General features: G+C 43.0%; 13 protein-coding genes and 1 pseudogene. 4 read left to right on the forward strand and 10 right to left on the reverse strand.

Features of this window, described 5'->3' with window-relative positions; translation table 11 throughout:
• Positions 1-148: 148 nt before the first annotated feature.
• From AC58QM_RS26955 to AC58QM_RS26970, 4 genes are all read right to left on the reverse strand, one after another.
• On the reverse strand, positions 149-994 hold the full coding sequence (locus AC58QM_RS26955) for a helix-turn-helix domain-containing protein (RefSeq protein ID WP_497287879.1): 846 nt from the start codon (positions 992-994) through the stop codon (positions 149-151).
• Positions 995-1,193: 199 nt separating this feature from the next.
• A complete protein-coding gene (tatA, locus tag AC58QM_RS26960; RefSeq protein ID WP_497287880.1) occupies positions 1,194-1,406 on the reverse strand; it encodes a twin-arginine translocase TatA/TatE family subunit in 213 nt (70 codons plus the stop codon).
• A 21-nt stretch (positions 1,407-1,427) separates the two neighbouring features.
• Complete coding sequence (locus AC58QM_RS26965) at positions 1,428-1,991, reverse strand: RidA family protein (protein WP_497287881.1); 564 nt, start codon at positions 1,989-1,991, stop codon at positions 1,428-1,430.
• A 17-nt stretch (positions 1,992-2,008) separates the two neighbouring features.
• Positions 2,009-3,616: a flavin monoamine oxidase family protein gene (locus tag AC58QM_RS26970; RefSeq protein WP_310226731.1), complete on the reverse strand. Its 1,608-nt coding sequence runs from the start codon at positions 3,614-3,616 to the stop codon at positions 2,009-2,011.
• A gap of 221 nt (positions 3,617-3,837) precedes the next feature.
• Between AC58QM_RS26970 and AC58QM_RS26975 the strand changes: the two genes are divergently transcribed.
• The 3 genes from AC58QM_RS26975 to AC58QM_RS26985 all read left to right on the forward strand — a co-directional run bounded on the left by AC58QM_RS26975 (position 3,838) and on the right by AC58QM_RS26985 (position 5,827).
• Complete coding sequence (locus tag AC58QM_RS26975) at positions 3,838-4,068, forward strand: MerR family transcriptional regulator (protein WP_497287882.1); 231 nt, start codon at positions 3,838-3,840, stop codon at positions 4,066-4,068.
• 32 nt (positions 4,069-4,100) lie between these two features.
• Positions 4,101-4,859 (forward strand): twin-arginine translocase subunit TatC, encoded by a 759-nt coding sequence (gene tatC / locus AC58QM_RS26980; RefSeq protein WP_497287883.1) that lies wholly within the window; start codon positions 4,101-4,103, stop codon positions 4,857-4,859.
• A gap of 80 nt (positions 4,860-4,939) precedes the next feature.
• A complete protein-coding gene (locus tag AC58QM_RS26985) occupies positions 4,940-5,827 on the forward strand; it encodes a LysR family transcriptional regulator (RefSeq protein ID WP_497287884.1) in 888 nt (295 codons plus the stop codon).
• A gap of 1 nt (position 5,828) precedes the next feature.
• Here the strand turns inward: AC58QM_RS26985 and AC58QM_RS26990 are convergent, their stop codons facing one another.
• Entirely contained in the window at positions 5,829-7,172 is a 1,344-nt protein-coding gene (locus AC58QM_RS26990) for an APC family permease (protein ID WP_497287885.1), read from the reverse strand.
• Between the two features lie 294 nt (positions 7,173-7,466).
• On the opposite strand from AC58QM_RS26990, the gene AC58QM_RS26995 reads away from it, so the two are divergent.
• Positions 7,467-7,952, forward strand: coding sequence for a phage lytic cycle repressor MrpR family protein (locus AC58QM_RS26995; RefSeq protein WP_497287969.1), 486 nt, complete (start codon positions 7,467-7,469; stop codon positions 7,950-7,952).
• A 107-nt stretch (positions 7,953-8,059) separates the two neighbouring features.
• Here AC58QM_RS26995 and AC58QM_RS27000 read toward each other — a convergent pair whose 3' ends face one another.
• From AC58QM_RS27000 to AC58QM_RS27020, 5 genes and pseudogenes are all read right to left on the reverse strand, one after another.
• A complete protein-coding gene (locus AC58QM_RS27000; protein WP_497287886.1) occupies positions 8,060-8,980 on the reverse strand; it encodes an EamA family transporter in 921 nt (306 codons plus the stop codon).
• The gene (locus AC58QM_RS27005; RefSeq protein ID WP_497287887.1) at positions 8,977-10,146 is read right to left on the reverse strand and encodes an iron-containing alcohol dehydrogenase; all 1,170 of its coding nucleotides are present in this window, start codon (positions 10,144-10,146) and stop codon (positions 8,977-8,979) included. Before AC58QM_RS27005 ends, AC58QM_RS27000 begins: the two co-directional genes overlap by 4 nt.
• A gap of 147 nt (positions 10,147-10,293) precedes the next feature.
• On the reverse strand, positions 10,294-10,818 hold the full coding sequence (locus tag AC58QM_RS27010; RefSeq protein ID WP_497287970.1) for a sensor histidine kinase: 525 nt from the start codon (positions 10,816-10,818) through the stop codon (positions 10,294-10,296).
• A pseudogene (locus AC58QM_RS27015) lies at positions 10,798-15,486 on the reverse strand (ATP-binding protein); the annotation flags it as partial. The gene AC58QM_RS27010 and the pseudogene AC58QM_RS27015, both read right to left, overlap by 21 nt.
• Before the next feature lie 38 nt (positions 15,487-15,524).
• The gene (locus AC58QM_RS27020) at positions 15,525-17,171 is read right to left on the reverse strand and encodes a hydroxysqualene dehydroxylase (protein WP_497287888.1); all 1,647 of its coding nucleotides are present in this window, start codon (positions 17,169-17,171) and stop codon (positions 15,525-15,527) included.
• Positions 17,172-17,450 lie beyond the last annotated feature (279 nt).

Below are 17,450 nucleotides of genomic sequence, written 5' to 3' on the forward strand. Positions count from 1 at the left end.
AACTCTTCTCCTCATAATCCCACACTTACGTCAGAATGTCGATATTTAGCTTATCCCGTATACAAAAAGAAGCCCATTCAAGGCCCCTTCACCGCATCTTATTGTTGTTTCCGCACACAGCATATTGTGCGCATGTTCTAACTATCTCTCATACCTGCATCCGATATGACTTCGGCGTCATGCCAAGCACTGTTTTAAACACACGAGAAAAGTAAGACCCACTCTGAAAGCCTACCTCCTGCGCGATAAAGCTTGCTGATTTGGACGTCGTTTCAAGCATGAGACAGGCTTCCTTCAATCTGCGGGAAATAATAAATTCCGTAATCGTTCGCCCTGTTGACTGACGAAAGATATGAGATAAATAAAAGGTAGAGAGATGTAAATCCTCTGACATCCGTCTTAGATTGAATTTCTCCTTATAATGTCTTTCGATCCATTCTGTCATCTGCCCAGCTGTATGATGACTTCTCAGCTTCGGCTTTTCCTTTTGAACCAGACAAATCTCACTTCCACAGGACTCAAGCTGTTGTAGCAAAGCAAGTAAACATAGGACGAATTCTTCCTGTTGCTTATAGAGTGAGACGCGACTCATTTTGCAATGTAGATGTTCATAAAACTTAGCAACATGTTGTTGATTAGGAATCACCTGACAGGTTAACGACTCCTTCCAAAGCAGGTGAAACCAACTACGAATGCCATTAAATGCATGAAGCGCAGCATCCAATCTGTAGGGATCGAACATGAGCACAGAACGGACAAACGGACCTTGAATTTGAATGCGATGCAATTGAAATGGCTGAAAGAGCAGCAGGCTTCCCGGTTCGACGGTATACCAGCGTTTGTTCACCTCGACACGACCAACGCCTTCGTACACATAAAGGAATTCCATACAGGAATGTGCATGATAGACTTCCCAATTCAGCTTACGACTCGATTTCTCGTGATTCAAATGAAAAGGTTCTCTGGTGACATCAACACTTGTGCTAAGTTTCAACAGCCATTCCTCCCGAGATTGGAAATAGTTGGACGATTCGCGTGTGAGCACACTCTATCACATTTTCAAATAAATCAATTGTACAAAAACTAGGAATTCCTGTGTTTTGTTTAGGTATTACACGCATTACAAAAAAAACAGACCCCGTCATTTCCCCCTCTTCGAGAAAAATGTACAGGATCCGTTTTTCCTAGATTACTTACACGTTAACCTTTTCTACCCGTTTATCCGGTGGTTCCAAATGCTCAGGTGATTCTTTCCCCTCACCAACGAGCTCCCGTGCTGAATTTTTAAATTCATGCAACGTACGACCGACAGCACGACCGAGTTCCGGCAGTTTAGATGGTCCAAACAATACCAACACCACAACTAAAATTAACATGAGTCCAGGTAATCCGATATTTTGCAGCATACGAACATCAACTCCATTTCCTTAGTCTTGGTTATGGTGCTTAGGATACACAGCTACAGCTTCAATCTCAATCAACCAATCCGAGCTTACGAGACTTGCAATCCCTACCGTAGAGCGCGCTGGCTTCACAGGATTCTCTTTTGTACCGAAAAATTGCGCATACGCGTCAAACCAACCTTGATAATCAAATTTACCTTCTTTGGCTGCATCCGGTGTTACATAGACCCTGAGATAAGCGACATCTGCAAGTGTGAGTCCTTTATCTTTTAATTGTGTTTCGATGGCTTTTAGAATGCCGATCCCTTGCGTTTTCGTATCCCCATATCGTTCATAGACGGTCTTGCCATCTTTATTTATGACAGGCGGCACGGTTCCACTTGTGAATAAATAGGAGGAACCCGCAGGAACTGACACACCCGCAGCTATAGATGAAGCAGGATTGCCATAGAACTCGACTTCATTGATAGGCTCTGCATTGTATTTACTCGATTTCTCAGCACCTGCCGCATATGCACTTACACAAATCAGGCATGAACCAACCGTAACGGCCATGATCGTTTTCCACTTTTTCGTTATGTTCATCATGATTCACTCCTTCTCCTCTACTCTTTCATTACTCGCTCATGAATTTCTGTAACAACTTTCCGCGCAGACTCAATTGCTCCTGCTTGCCAAGCAGTAATGTAGCTGATGTGCTCCCCTGCCAAATAAATACGGCCATCTGGCTTACATAGAGTTGGATAGTAGTTTTTACGATCATCCGCTGTATAAGAAGCCCAGCCTCCGAGATTATATTTAACCTTTTTCCAATCCACGGAGAAAGAGGCTTCAAATTCTTTATGGTATTGCGGATGTATCTTCGCCCCTTGGCTCAAGGCATAATCTTCACGAGCAGCAAGTGACATATTACCAATTTTATCGGCATTGCCTCCAAACGTATAATAACCAAGTAGAATACCTTTTTTGGAGAAATAATCGTTCGGCGGGTAATAGATGTTAGCAATATCCATATTCGTCAAGGAGTTACCGCCATAAATCATTTCATCTTCTTCCCAGAAGCGACGCTTAAATTGGAGACCAATTTTGCCTGCTGATGCGTAGCTAATCTTCGCAATAGCCGTCGACATCTCAGGAGAAAAGTCCGCTTTAATGTCCTTCAGAACAGGCAGCGGGATCGTGCAAATGCAGAAATCACCAGAAACTTCTTTGTTTGCACCCGTGTTCAAATCTTTATACAAAATACGAACGCCATCAGAAGATTGTTTAATTTCGTGAACTTCCGAATTGAATTGAATTTTGTCGCCCACGCGTTTCTCGAACGCTTTGGCAATCATATCCATCCCACCTACCGGGTGGAACATCATCATTTGCTGATCGTAACCATATTCGCTGCTAAAAAATTGACCAAAGCCGGAATTAATAATTGCCTTTAAGCTAAATGGATCCTTGCGAACACCGGAGTCAAATTTACCACCCGGCTCTTCCACATAACCCGCCCTACTCGATCCTTTATAGAACAGATCCGCATTCAAATCACCTTCACTTTTCAAATACGCAACAAGCTTCGTTTTCTCTTCTGTTGTCAAAGGTAGATCTAATGCTTTCTGATTAACAGCCTTAGCCAGCATCTCTGCGACATAACCGCGCACATCAGCTTTTGCGTGTCTCTTCGGAACTTTCACCCCTGATAACTCGCCAACATTTTCATTATAGTAATAACCACTATCGTTCACGTTGTTAAAAGGCTCTATCGCAACACCAAATTTGCGTGCATAATCCAACGTTACATGAAATTGGGGAATGCGCATCGGCCCTGCGTTAAAATACATGCCATTATCAAAGCGTGCGACCTGTTTAGCGCCACCAACTTCCGTAACTGTCGTTCCTCTACGAACTGTCCATGCTCGTCCACCAGACCGTGCTCTCGCTTCTAGAATGGTGCACTGATAACCTGCATTTCCAAGTTCATATGCCGCTGTCATCCCGGCAATCCCTCCGCCAAGGATGATCACTTTCTTTCCGTTACGGTTTGTCGAGGTAAGATCCCTTCCGGATGGCGGTGTATAATCTGCGGCCTTCATCGTTTCCGGGGAGAGTAGTCCTAAAGTACCCATCACACTGAATATTGCGGCTGACCCTCCTAATTTGCCGACTGTTGTCAAAAATTGTCTACGTGTAATTTGATCTTCCTGGATCGGTGTCTTCTCCATACTTCCATCTCCTCGTGTATAAGTTTGGCTATCCGCTACTTAAACGTAACAGCGAGAAGATGAATAGTCATTAATTTGTGTTAGGTTACATTACATAAATATTACTTATATCAAGATAACCAACGTTTATTTGATCGTTTTTCCATTAAATGATAGAGTCTCATTAATCGGTGTCATATTAAAGTTAATTTACCTTACATTAAAACTGGAGGGATAGGCTGATGATGACAAAGAAGAAAGTCATTCAAATTGGAATCGTAAGTGAACTGACAGGATTAACCGAAAGGCAAATTCGTTATTACGAGGATCGTAAGCTTATTTTTCCAGATCGGAGCAAGGGAGGCGTTCGGAAGTATTCCTTCGAGGATATTCAAACCATTATAGATATACACACGAAGCTTTCTGACGGCTTTCACACCGTAGAATTAAGACGAATGCTGGCTGGCTCCTAGCACACGATTACCAACTAGATAGGAGGACTACTATGCAAATCAAAGAAATGATGTCATTGGTCGAACATTTGACTGAACTGCGCACACGTATTATACGGGTCCTCATCGCCGTTATCCTCACCTTAATCCTTGGATTCATTTTCGCAGAGCACATTCTACATTATCTCAAACAATCCCCTGTTGCTTCCGGCATTACTTGGCATGTATTTTCACCGATGGATGCCATTCGCATTTATATGCTTCTCGCATTCGCCGTTTCACTCACTTTAACTCTCCCTTTCATTCTCTATCAAGTATGGGCATTCGTGAAAAAAGGACTTACCAAAGAAGAACAAGTCGCTACTTTGCGTTACATACCTTACACGTTCATGTGCTTTCTAATTGGTTTAGCTTTTGGTTATTTCGTTGTCTTTCCGATGTGTATGAGGTTTACAGTAGGCATAACTCAAAATTTAGGTTTAACACAGACCTATGGCGTCGCTCAATACTTTAGTTTTATGTTAAACATTATCATTCCACTTTCACTAGCCTTTGAACTCCCTATTGTCGTGATGTTTCTTACGAAACTGAAGCTGCTCAACCCTAAATTACTGAATAAAGTCCGTCGCTATGCCTATCTGATTTTAATTATTACTGCCAGCTTGATTTCACCTCCCGATCTCATCTCTCATCTGATGGTAGCCATTCCTTTGTTCGCACTTTATGAGATCAGCATAGTATTGTCTCGCTTCGTTTATAACGGGCAACTACGGGAAGAAGGTCTTAGACAAGTCGAATACGGCGTCTCTTAAAATAGTGCTACTCACATATTGTCGATTTTCACCAATTCGGATATAGTTACTTCATAAATGACCTGCAGAAAAGGTGAACTATGCGAATTGAACAGTTAATCTATATTATCGAAATTAGTCAAACAGGTTCTATTTCATTAGCAGCCGAAAAGCTTCACGTGTCCCAGCCTAACATCTCTCAAGCCATCGTCAGCTTAGAGGAAGAGCTTGGCGTGAAGCTTTTTAACCGTTCACGTATCGGCGCCGTACCTACAGAAGATGGCAAATTAATTATTAGTAAAGCAATCGAAATCATGAATAAAGTGGAAGAACTTCGTGAAACTGCTGGGTTCCAATTCAATCAACTTTCAGGTTCTCTTTCCATCGCTTCTGTACCAAGCCTTTGCTTAAGTGTACTTCCCCCAACGCTAGCTATTTTCAAAAATAAGCATAAAGATGTCGAACTTGTCATGATGGAACTGAATTATCCACAGATCATCCAAGAGGTTCTAAGTGGACAAGTTGATTTAGGACTGATCGCTGTTTCACGGAATTATCAAAACCAACACGCTCAACTAGTCTCGGAGCATCTGATGGACTGCCGAATTATGGCCTATGTGGGTAAAAGTTCTCCATTATCCCATCGGAAGAGCATCAGTATTGATGAACTTATTCAAGAACCACTACTGATTTCTTCCGATTTCCTGATTAATATATTCAAACAGCATGGAGAGCCTAACCTTTTACTTAAGTTAGGGAATTCAGAGGCAGCTAAACGAATTATTGCTGAAGGCATCGCGATCGGCTTTTATACCGAGACTGGCATGCGATATGACCCTTATTTGGAAACGGGAAGCATTGTCGCACTGGAAGTCACTGGTGTCGATTTAGAAGTCTCCTTCCGTTCCATCCGGTTAAAAAGCCGTCACTTATCCTTACCTTCTAAAGAATTTACCAAAGAACTCAAAACCATTATAGCTGCAATGTGAGTTAAGCCATATCACTCACTTTGGCTTGATTCGTCGTGTTAAGTTCTCGCGTTTTCCCTTTTATCATGGCATAACTGGCTGCAATTACTACGATCAACACATTTCCAAGCAATAAGGGAACCGATAATCGACTTAATAATAGGTACCCCTGAAACACAAGCAACCCCACAGCTATTACCACTATCGTGTAAAGTAGCAAAGGCTTCATCGTGAAAGGTGCATTTTGATATAAGTCTGGGTATTTACGTGGAAGTTTGGCAGCGGATAGGACGGGGAAAACACTGGCGATGAGCAAGATGCCTACACCTAGTTGAGAAATGGTAGCCAGAGAAACGCCGGTCACAATAGGGATGATCCCCAGTATATAGTAAAAGGTGAGCAGCCAGTGCGGAGTTCCGAATCGCCGATTCACCTTTCCAAACCCAGCAGGCAGCCAGCCATCACGACAGGCGACCAGCATTCCCCTGGTTACCCACGAGAACGTCACATTTAGTGTAGACGCCAATGCGAACATCGCTCCACCGATTACAAAAAATAAGAACAAAGGCTTCGGCAGTATCGATGTAGCAACGTCAATCAACGATTCCCCTGCAACTTCCGAGATCGGAAGTACCCCTGTCGCAACAATACCCATACCAATATAAAGAATGCCTACAATCCCGGAACTAATGAGAATCGCCAAGGGGATATCTCGTTTTGGCCGTTTCATTTCGCCACCGAGTTCGACCACTGCATAGGCCCCGCCAGAAGCAAAGGAGGTCATGCCAACGGCCATCAGAAAGCCACTGATGCCTTGGGGGAAATAGGAACTCGGTTGAAATACCGAATAGTCCACCTCAGACATTCCCCATGCAACGAATATGATCAGCGATAACATTTTGATTAGAATAAGCATCTTCCCTAATGTTGACATGAATTTAATACCGAGCAAGTTGATGAGATAGAAAAACGTCAATACCACAAAAGCTACTGGCATAATCGGAATACTGGCGACGATACCCTGAAAGTATTGTGCAAATGAGATGGCATACACAGCTATCGTCAGATGACCAAAAGTAAACAAGCTCAGATACACAAAGCCCGCCTGGGGTGAAAGCAGTCTAGAAGTATACGTGTACATTCCCCCTGTCGTTGGGATAACAGATCCAAGTATCGCGAGTGGAATCGTTATGATCAACATAAACACCGATGAAAGCAGGAAAGCAAGCGGAACCCCTGTCCCTGTTAAGGCAATCGCCAAGCCTGTAATAGAAAGTATACCCGCTCCGACCATTTGTCCTATGGCAATGCCAATCGCATCCCGAAGCCCTAAAACTTGTTTCAATTTCTCTATTTCGTTCCCCATCCCCACACCAACCTCCTTCACTATGCTTCTTTCCATTTCTGCGTAAACCAAAGATTCCCTTTTTTTCGCAACTCGCATTTGGTTCTCTCTATAAATTTGTCGAAATTAGACTAACATTATTTAGGGCTTTTCCCTCATTGTTCCTTCCCCTTCTTTCAGCTATAGTTACCTCATAACAAACTTTTTGGCATAATCACCCCACCCATCTCATATCATGTATAGTTACTTATTTCTGAAAACCAAATGTAATTTTGCAGAAAACTAAGTTCAAACTTGAAGGGATGCTGATTTCGTATTCTTACTCTAGAGAAAATCCAAAGTATCGAGACACAATGTATTAATCCGCAAGATGCCATTATTATTCGTTTGTTAATCGAGGGCGTTGCTGCTCACGAAATTGTGTATTTAAAAGGAAATTCCTTAGATGAAAAAAAACAAATACTTACTGTGTCTGATGCCACGGGGGGCAAAAGGTACATACACGTATCCAAAACTTGTGTCGAACGGTTTCAAGCCGCTTTGAAGCAATCGAAATATGTAACTAACTTAGGTAATCCTCTTCAACCTACTGTACTGACGAATTTAAGATCAAGCCCATACTTAATTCGAATGAGCATGTCTGACTATGTCGCTAACCGCGCGATGATCACCGAGTTGGACTCCGTCATTCTTCGAACGATTTACATGAGACTTCGCCGTCTGGCTGAACACTTCGCTCTTCCAGAGCTTACACATCTCACAACCGTGAGACTGGAACTGAAAGAACTTGCTCTTGTTTAATTTTGAATGATCGATCAATTGCATATGTAATCTCTTTAAAGGCCAATCGGCCTTTTTTTGCGCACAAAAAAGTGGATCCCCCGTAACTGAGCGGAGATCCACCTATTTCATTCCGTTTGAAGTCGTTGCACACGTTGTCTTCGTTTCAATAATTCCGGTAACGCAATACCTAACATGGTTATGAGTACACCTATCCATTGAAGCCCACTCACGGACTCGTGAAGAACAATAAATGACATGATTACCGCAGTTGGCAGCTCTGCCGCACTCATAATTGTCGCCATACCTCCGCCGATTCGGGGTACACCAATGGCGAAAAATAATGGCGGAATGACCACCCCGAACAAAGCTAGCAGCAAAGCCCATGGCAATAGAGATTCATGTAAAGATCCATTCCATAGGAACTGAGGTGGGAAGATGAGCATGACAATAATAAATGAGCCTGTTTGCATAACCGCGCCTCTAGTAATAGGAGCAATTTGTTTGGCTACTTTACCGCTCATCGCAATGAATAACGCATACGTCAAGGCAGAAAGTAAGCCTAGCCCGACACCTAGCCACGAAGGTGATTCTAGATTGCCTTTTAAATAACCACTTGCCATAATAATTCCGATAAATAAGAAAATAAGTGCGATAAGCTTATCTTTACTAGGACGCTTCCGATCAAGAATGGCTTCTATGACGATACCTATCCATGTAAATTGGAACAATAAAAGAATGGCAAAGGACGCAGATACATATTGTAAGGCCGCATAATAAAAGATACCCGTTAATCCTGAACTCGTACCCACCAGCATAAGCACAAGTGCTTGACGAGGTGAGACACGAAACGTTTCGGCTTCAGGTGAACCCATTTTAGCTGATTTAGCCGTTACGAACGCCATGATCCACAACATGATTAGACCAAAGAAGATTTGTGCACCAACTACCTCACCCACATGAAAGCCAGATTCATAAGCCTTTTTCACAAAGGTCGACAACAGTCCGAAACTGCAGGCACCTATGAGTACGTAAATGTAGTATTTCATGCTAACGACCTCATCAGAATATCTCTGACGGTGTCTCTTGTCATGATTTTATACTGCCCAATCGAGGGCTTCATAAATGATTTATGAACTAACTCTTCAATCCTCTGATCATCAATGCCGTAATACCCTAGTTGACTTGGCGCTCCAAGGGAATTCCAGAATTGACGTAAGGCCTGAATGCCTTCCATCGCAACTTCAAGATCTGTCTTACCAGTGGCATCAATGTCGAACACAGCCATGGCTAGCTTCTTCATACGCGAAGGATCGTCTTCCGCACAATGAGACATCCAGTTCGGGAACACAATGGCTAATCCACCTCCGTGAGGGATATCATAGACAGCGGATAATCCGTGCTCAATTTGATGAGACGCCCAATCTCCTCCATCTGTCCCGCTAGACAATAAACCATTAAAAGCAGTAGTTCCCGCATACATAATCGTCGCTCGATGCTCGATATCTTCCAGGTTCGCCAATAACTTTGGCGCCGCCTCCATCACGGTCAGCAAGACGGCTTCCATAAAGCGATCCATCATCGGAGCATGTTCAGTGCGATGAAAATATTGTTCAAGCACATGTGACATCATATCTACAATGCCATATACCGTCTGGTCCAATGGAACTGATTTCGTATAGGCTGGGTCCAAAATAGAAAAAGTCGGATAAGCGAATGGACTGCTCCAACCGCGCTTCTCATTACGATCCCAATTCGTTATAACCGAAATGTTATTCATTTCAGAGCCTGTTGCGGCGAGGGTTAAAACCGTTCCCAAGGGAAGTGCTCGAGTGGGCTCAGCTTTCCTTGTGATGATGTCCCAGACATCTCCTTCGTAATATACGCCTACAGAGATGGCCTTAGCGCAATCAATCACGCTTCCCCCGCCGACAGCTAGGATGAGATCGATTTGCTCGCTACGGCATAGCTCAATCCCTTTCTTCACAGTTGTCAACCTAGGGTTAGGTTCCACACCTGACATTTCAACAACAGTGGCTTGCCTATCGTGAAGCTGCTTCATCACAGCATCGTATACGCCATTTTTACGGATGCTACCTCCACCATAAACAAGAAGTACGTGTTTCCCTTCATTTCCTAGCTCCTGTTGCAATTGCTTGATCTGACCATCACCAAACCATAATCGGGTTGGATTGTACTGAATAAATGATTGCATATGTGTGTAAACTCCTTCGATGACTAATATCTACAGAAGTATATCACAAGTCGAAATCAATAGCATTGGAAACCCCTACGTTGACAACACATCCTTTCCATAGCAAAAAACCGCACACCTCTTAGTAAGATGTACGGTTTGATGCACTTATATGCGATGTAAAGGCAGGGAGAATGAGATGCTGCAGCCATGGCCCAAGCGGCTTTCCGCCCATATTTGCCCACCGTGATACTGCACAATTTCCTTCGCTATCGCCAGACCCAACCCGCTTCCACCAGAGGTACTGCGCGATTTGGATACCTTATAGAATCGTTCAAAAATATGAGGAAGATCTTCCTCACTAATCCCAACGCCTGTATCACACACCCGAATGACGAGCTCGTAAGGCTCCTCACTAATCTCAACGTGAACATCGATGGCACAGCCGCTTGATGAGAATTTAATCGCATTGTAAATAATATTGGCATACACCTGTTCAATCCGATCCATATCTACAGTCAGCATTTCCTGTCCATCCATCATCGCCATGTTCAGTGTGTAGGTGATTCCCGCATTCGTAGCATCTAGTTCATACTTGGCAAAAAGTTGACGAACAGCGGTCGCGCAAGATGTCGACGCAAGTCTAAAATGAAACTGCTTCGTTTCTAATCGGCTCAGTTGATATAAATCCATAATTAAACGCTGAATGCCGACGATGCGCATATGGACCACGGACAAGTATTTCTTCTGTTCTTCCGGTTCATGAATCACACCATCCAAAATAGCTTCCACATAACCTTGAATCGAGGTCAGTGGCGTCCCTAAATCATGTGAAATATTCGATAGCAGATCTCGCCGCGAAGTCTCCATCAAGATTAACTCATTCGTTCGTTCTTTCACCTTGGATTCGAGATCATTGTATAATCTCGCATTTTCAATCGAAATCGCGGCTTGCGCGGATAATAACTTGATCACGTCTAACCGATCTGATGTGAACGCATTGCGAATTAAATTATTTTCCAAATAAAAGACGCCGACTAAATTACCCTGATGTAGAATCGGTTCACAGAAGATCGATTTACTCTCCGTCCGTCTAATATAAATATCGTTCGCGAAGAGCGTCGAATTCTCCGCATCATCTAGAACAACGCCTTCTTTCATCCGTGCAACATACTGGATCACAGCTTGTGGAACATTGTCCCGTGACTCCAACAAGACAGAACTAACGATACAAGAGTCTTTTCCAGCACTTGCAAGCATTTCCGCTTCAACGTACAAGCTTTCCTTGTCTTTCAGGACGAGAATACTTCTCTCTGCACCTGAAGAATAGGTGACGATTTCCATCAAGCGCTTGATTAACTGCTCCAAATTGACTTCACTAGAAAGTGAACGAGATGTGTTCATAATGGTTTGAAAATCTATCGCTTGTAAGGAATAATCACTAATTTTGGTCGTTGCCCAATCGGGAGACCCACTCAAGTTGGAGAAATAGGTAGGATATTTCAGCACGAGATGGTCTGCTTTCGCTCTAGCTCCCCAACTCACGTATCCATAATACGCATCTATGAGATAGGTTTTGGCGATTTTCTCACGTCCAGCTTGCTTATAGTATTTCCCCGCTAATTCTGATGCGATGGCCTCATGTTGGATAAACCCTTGTTCCCTAGCTTGCCGTATGGCATTCTCATACCCTTGCTCTGCCCGCTGACCATGACCTGTCACACGATCCCATTCTGCTCGCATCAGTAGACTGAGGTGCAAGAAATTCTCCGGACAATGCGAAGCCCATTTATCCATTTTCCGAAGCATTTTCTTCACTTGTTTAGCGAACCATTTGCGATCATTTAGCGAAGCTTCTGGGTACTGAGCGGCAATGGAAAGAACAAAATAGAAATAATTCTCTGGCATATGAAATAATCCGAAAGAGGCGGACTGACGTGACTCCGCTGTTCTGCCCATTTCTACCGCTTCTTCATATTGCCCAAACAAAAACGAAAGCATCATTTTCTTGACACTATATACGTGAATGATAACTTGATTGGAATGTACTTCTAATTTCTGGACAAACGCTTTCTCTTCTGCCTCATCATTCCCGATAAGCAATGGATTCAGCGTCTTTCCTTCCAAGTTCAATATGACCATGCGCAGCATTTCCATCATAAGTAGAGTATCATGATGATTGGTTTGCTCCAGAATTCGGTAATTTTTCACTAAATCCTCATAGACATCAGAGAGAACAGCACCTTGCAAATCTTTAACTAAAACTTGGTACGTAAGCGCATAACCCGCAAATACCAAGTCACCGTCCTCGATTCCACTTCGGAATGAATCTTTCAGAAGCTCCAGACCATTATGAAGTGGCTTCACCCATGGGGTAACAAACAAACCGAATGAAAAATAGCTTTTACTCCGGAATTCATGTGATTGAAATCGCTCGTTCATTCGGTTTCCTAGTTGTCCGTATAGATAACCGCGTTCATAATCGCCGAATCCCGAGCCTAATATCAACCCATACGAGCCATACACATACGCCATAGCCGGTGAATTACCAAATTTCAGAGCTAGCTTGGTCATATTAAGCATAAAAAGCACGTATAAATTCGTATTCACGAAATAAGCCGATATAGCGACACTCATCATAAGATTCATTAATTTCGTGCGATAGCTATCTTCCATGATAGGTAAATCATAGAGCTGCAACGTATTTCTCAGACCGATTTTCCGTTTCACATCCAAATACGCCATAAAAATACTTGCACTTAACGGCGCTTCAGGTATCCGTATCCCTTGTTCCGCAAGCACTTTCAAACCTAGTTTAACACTCTGATGCTGTTTGCCGACATTTGTGTATAAAACGACCTGTAGGTTATACAGCTCGAGCTTTTGTTCCACAGTTTTCGCCTCTAGCAATAGCTGCTCATAAGAAGCTTCCGCTTCGTCAGCTTGACCATTTAAATAGAGGACCTCCGATTTCTCCAAACGAATCGCATAGCTTAGCTCGTCTAGTTCCATTCCCTTAATCTGCTTCAACACATCCAAAGCTTTATTGTAATATTGAAGCGCAGAACGGTACGCATTGGAGGCTTTGGCTTTACGACCTGCACTCACATTATAATCTAGAAGCTGTAAATAAGATGAATGCTCCGTAACCAATTTTGAACCTATGTTTAAATGATTGACAATCTCAAATAAGCGCAGCTCAATTTCTTCTTCCGATAATTCACTGAGAAGCATCTGACCGATACCGTGATGCATCTCCTTAAGCTTAGCCTCATCAACAGATCCATAAATAGCCTCTTGAATAGAGTCGTGTACAAAAATAAACCGGATTTCACGAGCGACTAATTTCCCCATTGCCTCATGATAAAATTTATAATCCATCCCCACTGGGATAATTAATCCATTCTGAATAGAAGCTTCAAGTTCATGCAAGGCATCCGCAAATGGTATTTGCATAATGATCCCCAAAGCCTCCAGGTCAAAAGAAGCACCTAGACAAGAAGCCAGTCGCAGTACATGTTGTGTTTTCGTAGGCATACGCTCTAGCTTCTCAGCTAGAAGAAACATTAAATTATCGGTGATGCGAAGCTTTTGAATCTCGTTCATATCCCATTGCCAGCGATTCATCTCATAGTTAAATTGAAGCAACTCTTGCTCATGCAACGCACTTAAGAATTGTTTAACGAAAAATGGATTGCCGCCGGTTTTGAGTATAACGAGTTCCGCCAAATCGCCAACTTGACCCAACTCTGATTTCAGCGATTCCGCAATTAATTGCTTAACATCTTGCAAATCAAGTGCTTTCAACACAATGCGTTCTTCGACCAGACGCGGTGGCAACCTGTCGAGAAGTTGAACATACATAGAAGACAGACTGTTCTTTTCATATTCACTGCGATACGATCCAATAAATAAGAAATATTTCAATTGTGAATCATTCAAAAGCAGATCCAACACCTGCAAGGACGCTGCATCTGCCCATTGCAGATCATCCAAGAACAAAACGATAGGTCGATCTTTCGCACAGAAAATGAGCATAAACTGCTGCAATAAAAAGTGTAGGCGATTTTGCGTTTCCTGCGGAGGCAGCGGCTTTACAGCAGGCTGTTCGCCAATCAGCAGCTCAAGTTCAGGCACGAGATCGATTAATACTTTGCCGTTTGTTCCTAGCACTTTCAGCAAGCGCAAGCGATATTCTGCGAGTTGATCATCCTTGCTTGTCAAAAGCTGCCTAACAAGCGCTCTCAACGCTGTGGCAATCGCATGGTACGAGACATGATGTTTATTCGGTTCGAAGCGACCCGATAAGAACCAGCCTTCATCCTTCATGATTGTCTTCATCGTTTCGGCGATGAGAAAGGATTTGCCATACCCAGACTCCCCAGTCACCCATACCGTTTCCAATGCACCATGCACCGCATTCGTATAGACGTTCAGCAGTTTATTTATCTCTGCTGATCGCCCATACAAGCCCTGAGGGATCTGAAACATATCCGTCATATCATAGCGGCCTACTTTGAAATCGGACATATCTTCACCTGAATTACTACATAGCATCACTTGTTCTAGATCTTGTATGATGCCATAAGCACTCTGATAGCGGTCCTCCGCATCTTTGGATAGCAACTTCATAATAATATCGGATACTGGCTTAGGGATGCCCTTTCTTACACTGTCCGGAGGAATAGGTGTAACGGCAAAGTGTCCATGAAGCAGCTCCAGCGGATCTTCTGATTGAAAGGGAAGTCGCCCCGTGATCATTTCATAGAACGTGACACCAAGCGAGTAATAATCCGTGCGGTAGTCAATGATCCGATTCATTCGGCCCGTCTGCTCGGGAGACATATAACTAAGCGTCCCTTCCAACATCAACGGGTCCAGCATTTCTTGCCGTTCACGCATAAATGACGAAATACTGAAATCGCCAAGCTTCATAATTTGTTTCTGCCGATTCATAATAATATTGCTAGGTTTTATATCCTTATGTATGATATAACGTTGATGAACTTCGCCAACGATTTTGGCTAATTGAATAGCTGCCTGTAGAAACGCTTGAAACGATTGTTGAAATAAGGAAAAATACGTTGACAAGGTTTCCCCTTCGAAGTCCTCCATCACTAATGCCACACTATTGTGATACTTAGGCAACGAAAGCGGCTTAACAATGCCAGGGATGTCCAACATATTCCCAATTTCATACTCGCGCTTCAACCTAGCGATATCCGCCGCAACCGGGAAGTCAGAGCTCATCGTCTTAATGATCACTTTTTCGCCAGTTGGCTTGTGAACCGCACGGTATAATAAATGCCGCTCGCCATGATAGATTTGTCTGATAATCTCATATTCCGGTAATATGATCATGATATCCCCCTAGTAAGTCTCGCTGCTAGTAACAATAATTAGAGCATCTTTCCATCCCAAGGCAGACCCTTGTCCAAGCGTTTTTTATCATGAATATGATAGATCTTCAACACATCGATATGGCCCAATTCGAAGGTGTACATCTCCCAAATTTTACATGGCTCTTCTTCTGATTCATCGCACAACAAAATCGCATTAACAGCCCTACGTGCCGCTTCATTTGCGCCTTCCATTGTCGCTAAATTCGTGTTGGTACGCACATAGTCTGACGCTAAAAATAGATTTGGAATGCCGGTTAAAGCTTCCGGACGATCTTCCCAAGTCCCTACACGATTAATGAGCAAAGGTTCCATGTTCGTGCAGGCATGCTCTGGATTAACGAATTGAATATCCGTATCTAAGAACCATGAATGGAGTACAGAATCTTCCAAGATTACAGCGCCGTCAACATTCAAACTCAGCTTCATTTGAGCCCATACCTCAGCTTTAATTTCATCAGCCGTACAGAGCTTTGCTGTTTTACCAAAAAGGATACCCGGTGTATCCCAATCTGAGATGTCAACGGACAAAATACCTTTCACCGTGCCATCGCCATACTCACTCAAATTGACATCTGGCCAAAATTGCTTCTGCGAAACCGAAGTAAGCGACCACGGAGCATCCAAGTAAATCACATGTCCATGCGTAATCGGAACATCTTCACGCAAGTAATATTGAATCCCGTTCATCCACGCAACGGAATCTACCAGTTTCTGCACGCCTTGAAGTGAAGGGTCTATTTCCAACATTTCATCGGTTATCATTTTACCCATCACTTCAACTGGGAAGGCTGCGATAAAGTAATCAGCTTCAATATCAAAAGTCTCGCCATTCAAGGATACCGTCGCACTACGGACTTGGCCATCTCGACAATTAATTCGCTCTACGTTTGCACCTAGGTGATAGTGCAGCCCTTGATCCTGAAGAAAAGTTAACCATGGATAAATCCACTTGTCGTTTGTTGGACCATTCAACAGTCTTACAAAACTCGTGCCAGGGGTCGTTATATCTAATGTCATTTGAACAGCTACAGGTCCAACTGTTTGTGTATTTGCAATTTTAGATTGACAAGCTACAAGCGTTTTCGTAAAACCAGCAAAAATTTTCTGAAATGCAGGCGATTGCTGCTCTGCCTCGATAAATTCCCACCAATCTATTAAATTGTATTCCTCACGAATACGTTCGTCGCAACTGGTCATGATCTGCCACAGCTTACGACCATACTGTTCCATATCGTCAATTGAAAGTCCTAAATTATTATCAAAAAGGTCTTTGATTAAAACCAATAAATTATCTAAGCTAAATTCTATTTTGGCTAATAAAGGCAATAACGGTGCCGTATAGGTAGCGATATCTAGCCGTGTAACTTCGGTTAAATTATCGTAAACTGTTCCATTCTCATAGGGAATTCGTTTCAAAGTATCAATTACGTGACGATAGAACCGGGGAAATAATCGAAAACCATGCTCGCCCGGCAAATCCTTTCGTCCGCCAGTCCCACTGCCCACATACGGCATACTTCTGGCCTTCCCACCAGGTATTTGCTTAAATTCATAAACAGATACTTCATAACCTCTTTCGATAAGTTCGTGAGCAGCACTTAAACCAGCGACTCCGCCACCCAAAATTGCGACCTTTTTCAACACATTTCCCCCTCGTTTTGGCGTTTTATGTAAATTATTCTGATTCTCCTATCATATCATTTAGGTCATTTGAAGCATAGAAGAATCCTAGTAAAACAAATCCTTTCTAGTACCACACTTGCTAGACTTCATTCCTTTTCACACAATTTTCACAAGATTATTCCAAAATGCAGGAAAAAGTTGTACAGTAAAGTATAAGGGGCTCTTATACATTGTCCAAGGTCTACAAACACCGTCCATATACGGGAATGGGTTTATAGTTCCTTTCTAATCCCCTTCCAT

Source organism: Paenibacillus sp. J22P165, from assembly GCF_059692015.1.

Excerpts from the sequence above, each read along its gene's own strand:
- AC58QM_RS26990 (WP_497287885.1), bottom strand. The coding sequence starts at position 7,172 with ATGGGGAACGAAATAGAGAAATTGAAACAAGTTTTAGGGCTTCGGGAT.
- AC58QM_RS26985 (WP_497287884.1), top strand. The coding sequence starts at position 4,940 with ATGCGAATTGAACAGTTAATCTATATTATCGAAATTAGTCAAACAGGT.
- AC58QM_RS26975 (WP_497287882.1), top strand. The coding sequence starts at position 3,838 with ATGATGACAAAGAAGAAAGTCATTCAAATTGGAATCGTAAGTGAACTG.
- AC58QM_RS26965 (WP_497287881.1), bottom strand. The coding sequence starts at position 1,991 with ATGATGAACATAACGAAAAAGTGGAAAACGATCATGGCCGTTACGGTT.
- tatA (WP_497287880.1), bottom strand. The coding sequence starts at position 1,406 with ATGCTGCAAAATATCGGATTACCTGGACTCATGTTAATTTTAGTTGTG.
- AC58QM_RS27000 (WP_497287886.1), bottom strand. The coding sequence starts at position 8,980 with ATGAAATACTACATTTACGTACTCATAGGTGCCTGCAGTTTCGGACTG.
- AC58QM_RS27010 (WP_497287970.1), bottom strand. The coding sequence starts at position 10,818 with ATGGATTTATATCAACTGAGCCGATTAGAAACGAAGCAGTTTCATTTT.
- AC58QM_RS26970 (WP_310226731.1), bottom strand. The coding sequence starts at position 3,616 with ATGGAGAAGACACCGATCCAGGAAGATCAAATTACACGTAGACAATTT.
- tatC (WP_497287883.1), top strand. The coding sequence starts at position 4,101 with ATGCAAATCAAAGAAATGATGTCATTGGTCGAACATTTGACTGAACTG.
- AC58QM_RS27005 (WP_497287887.1), bottom strand. The coding sequence starts at position 10,146 with ATGCAATCATTTATTCAGTACAATCCAACCCGATTATGGTTTGGTGAT.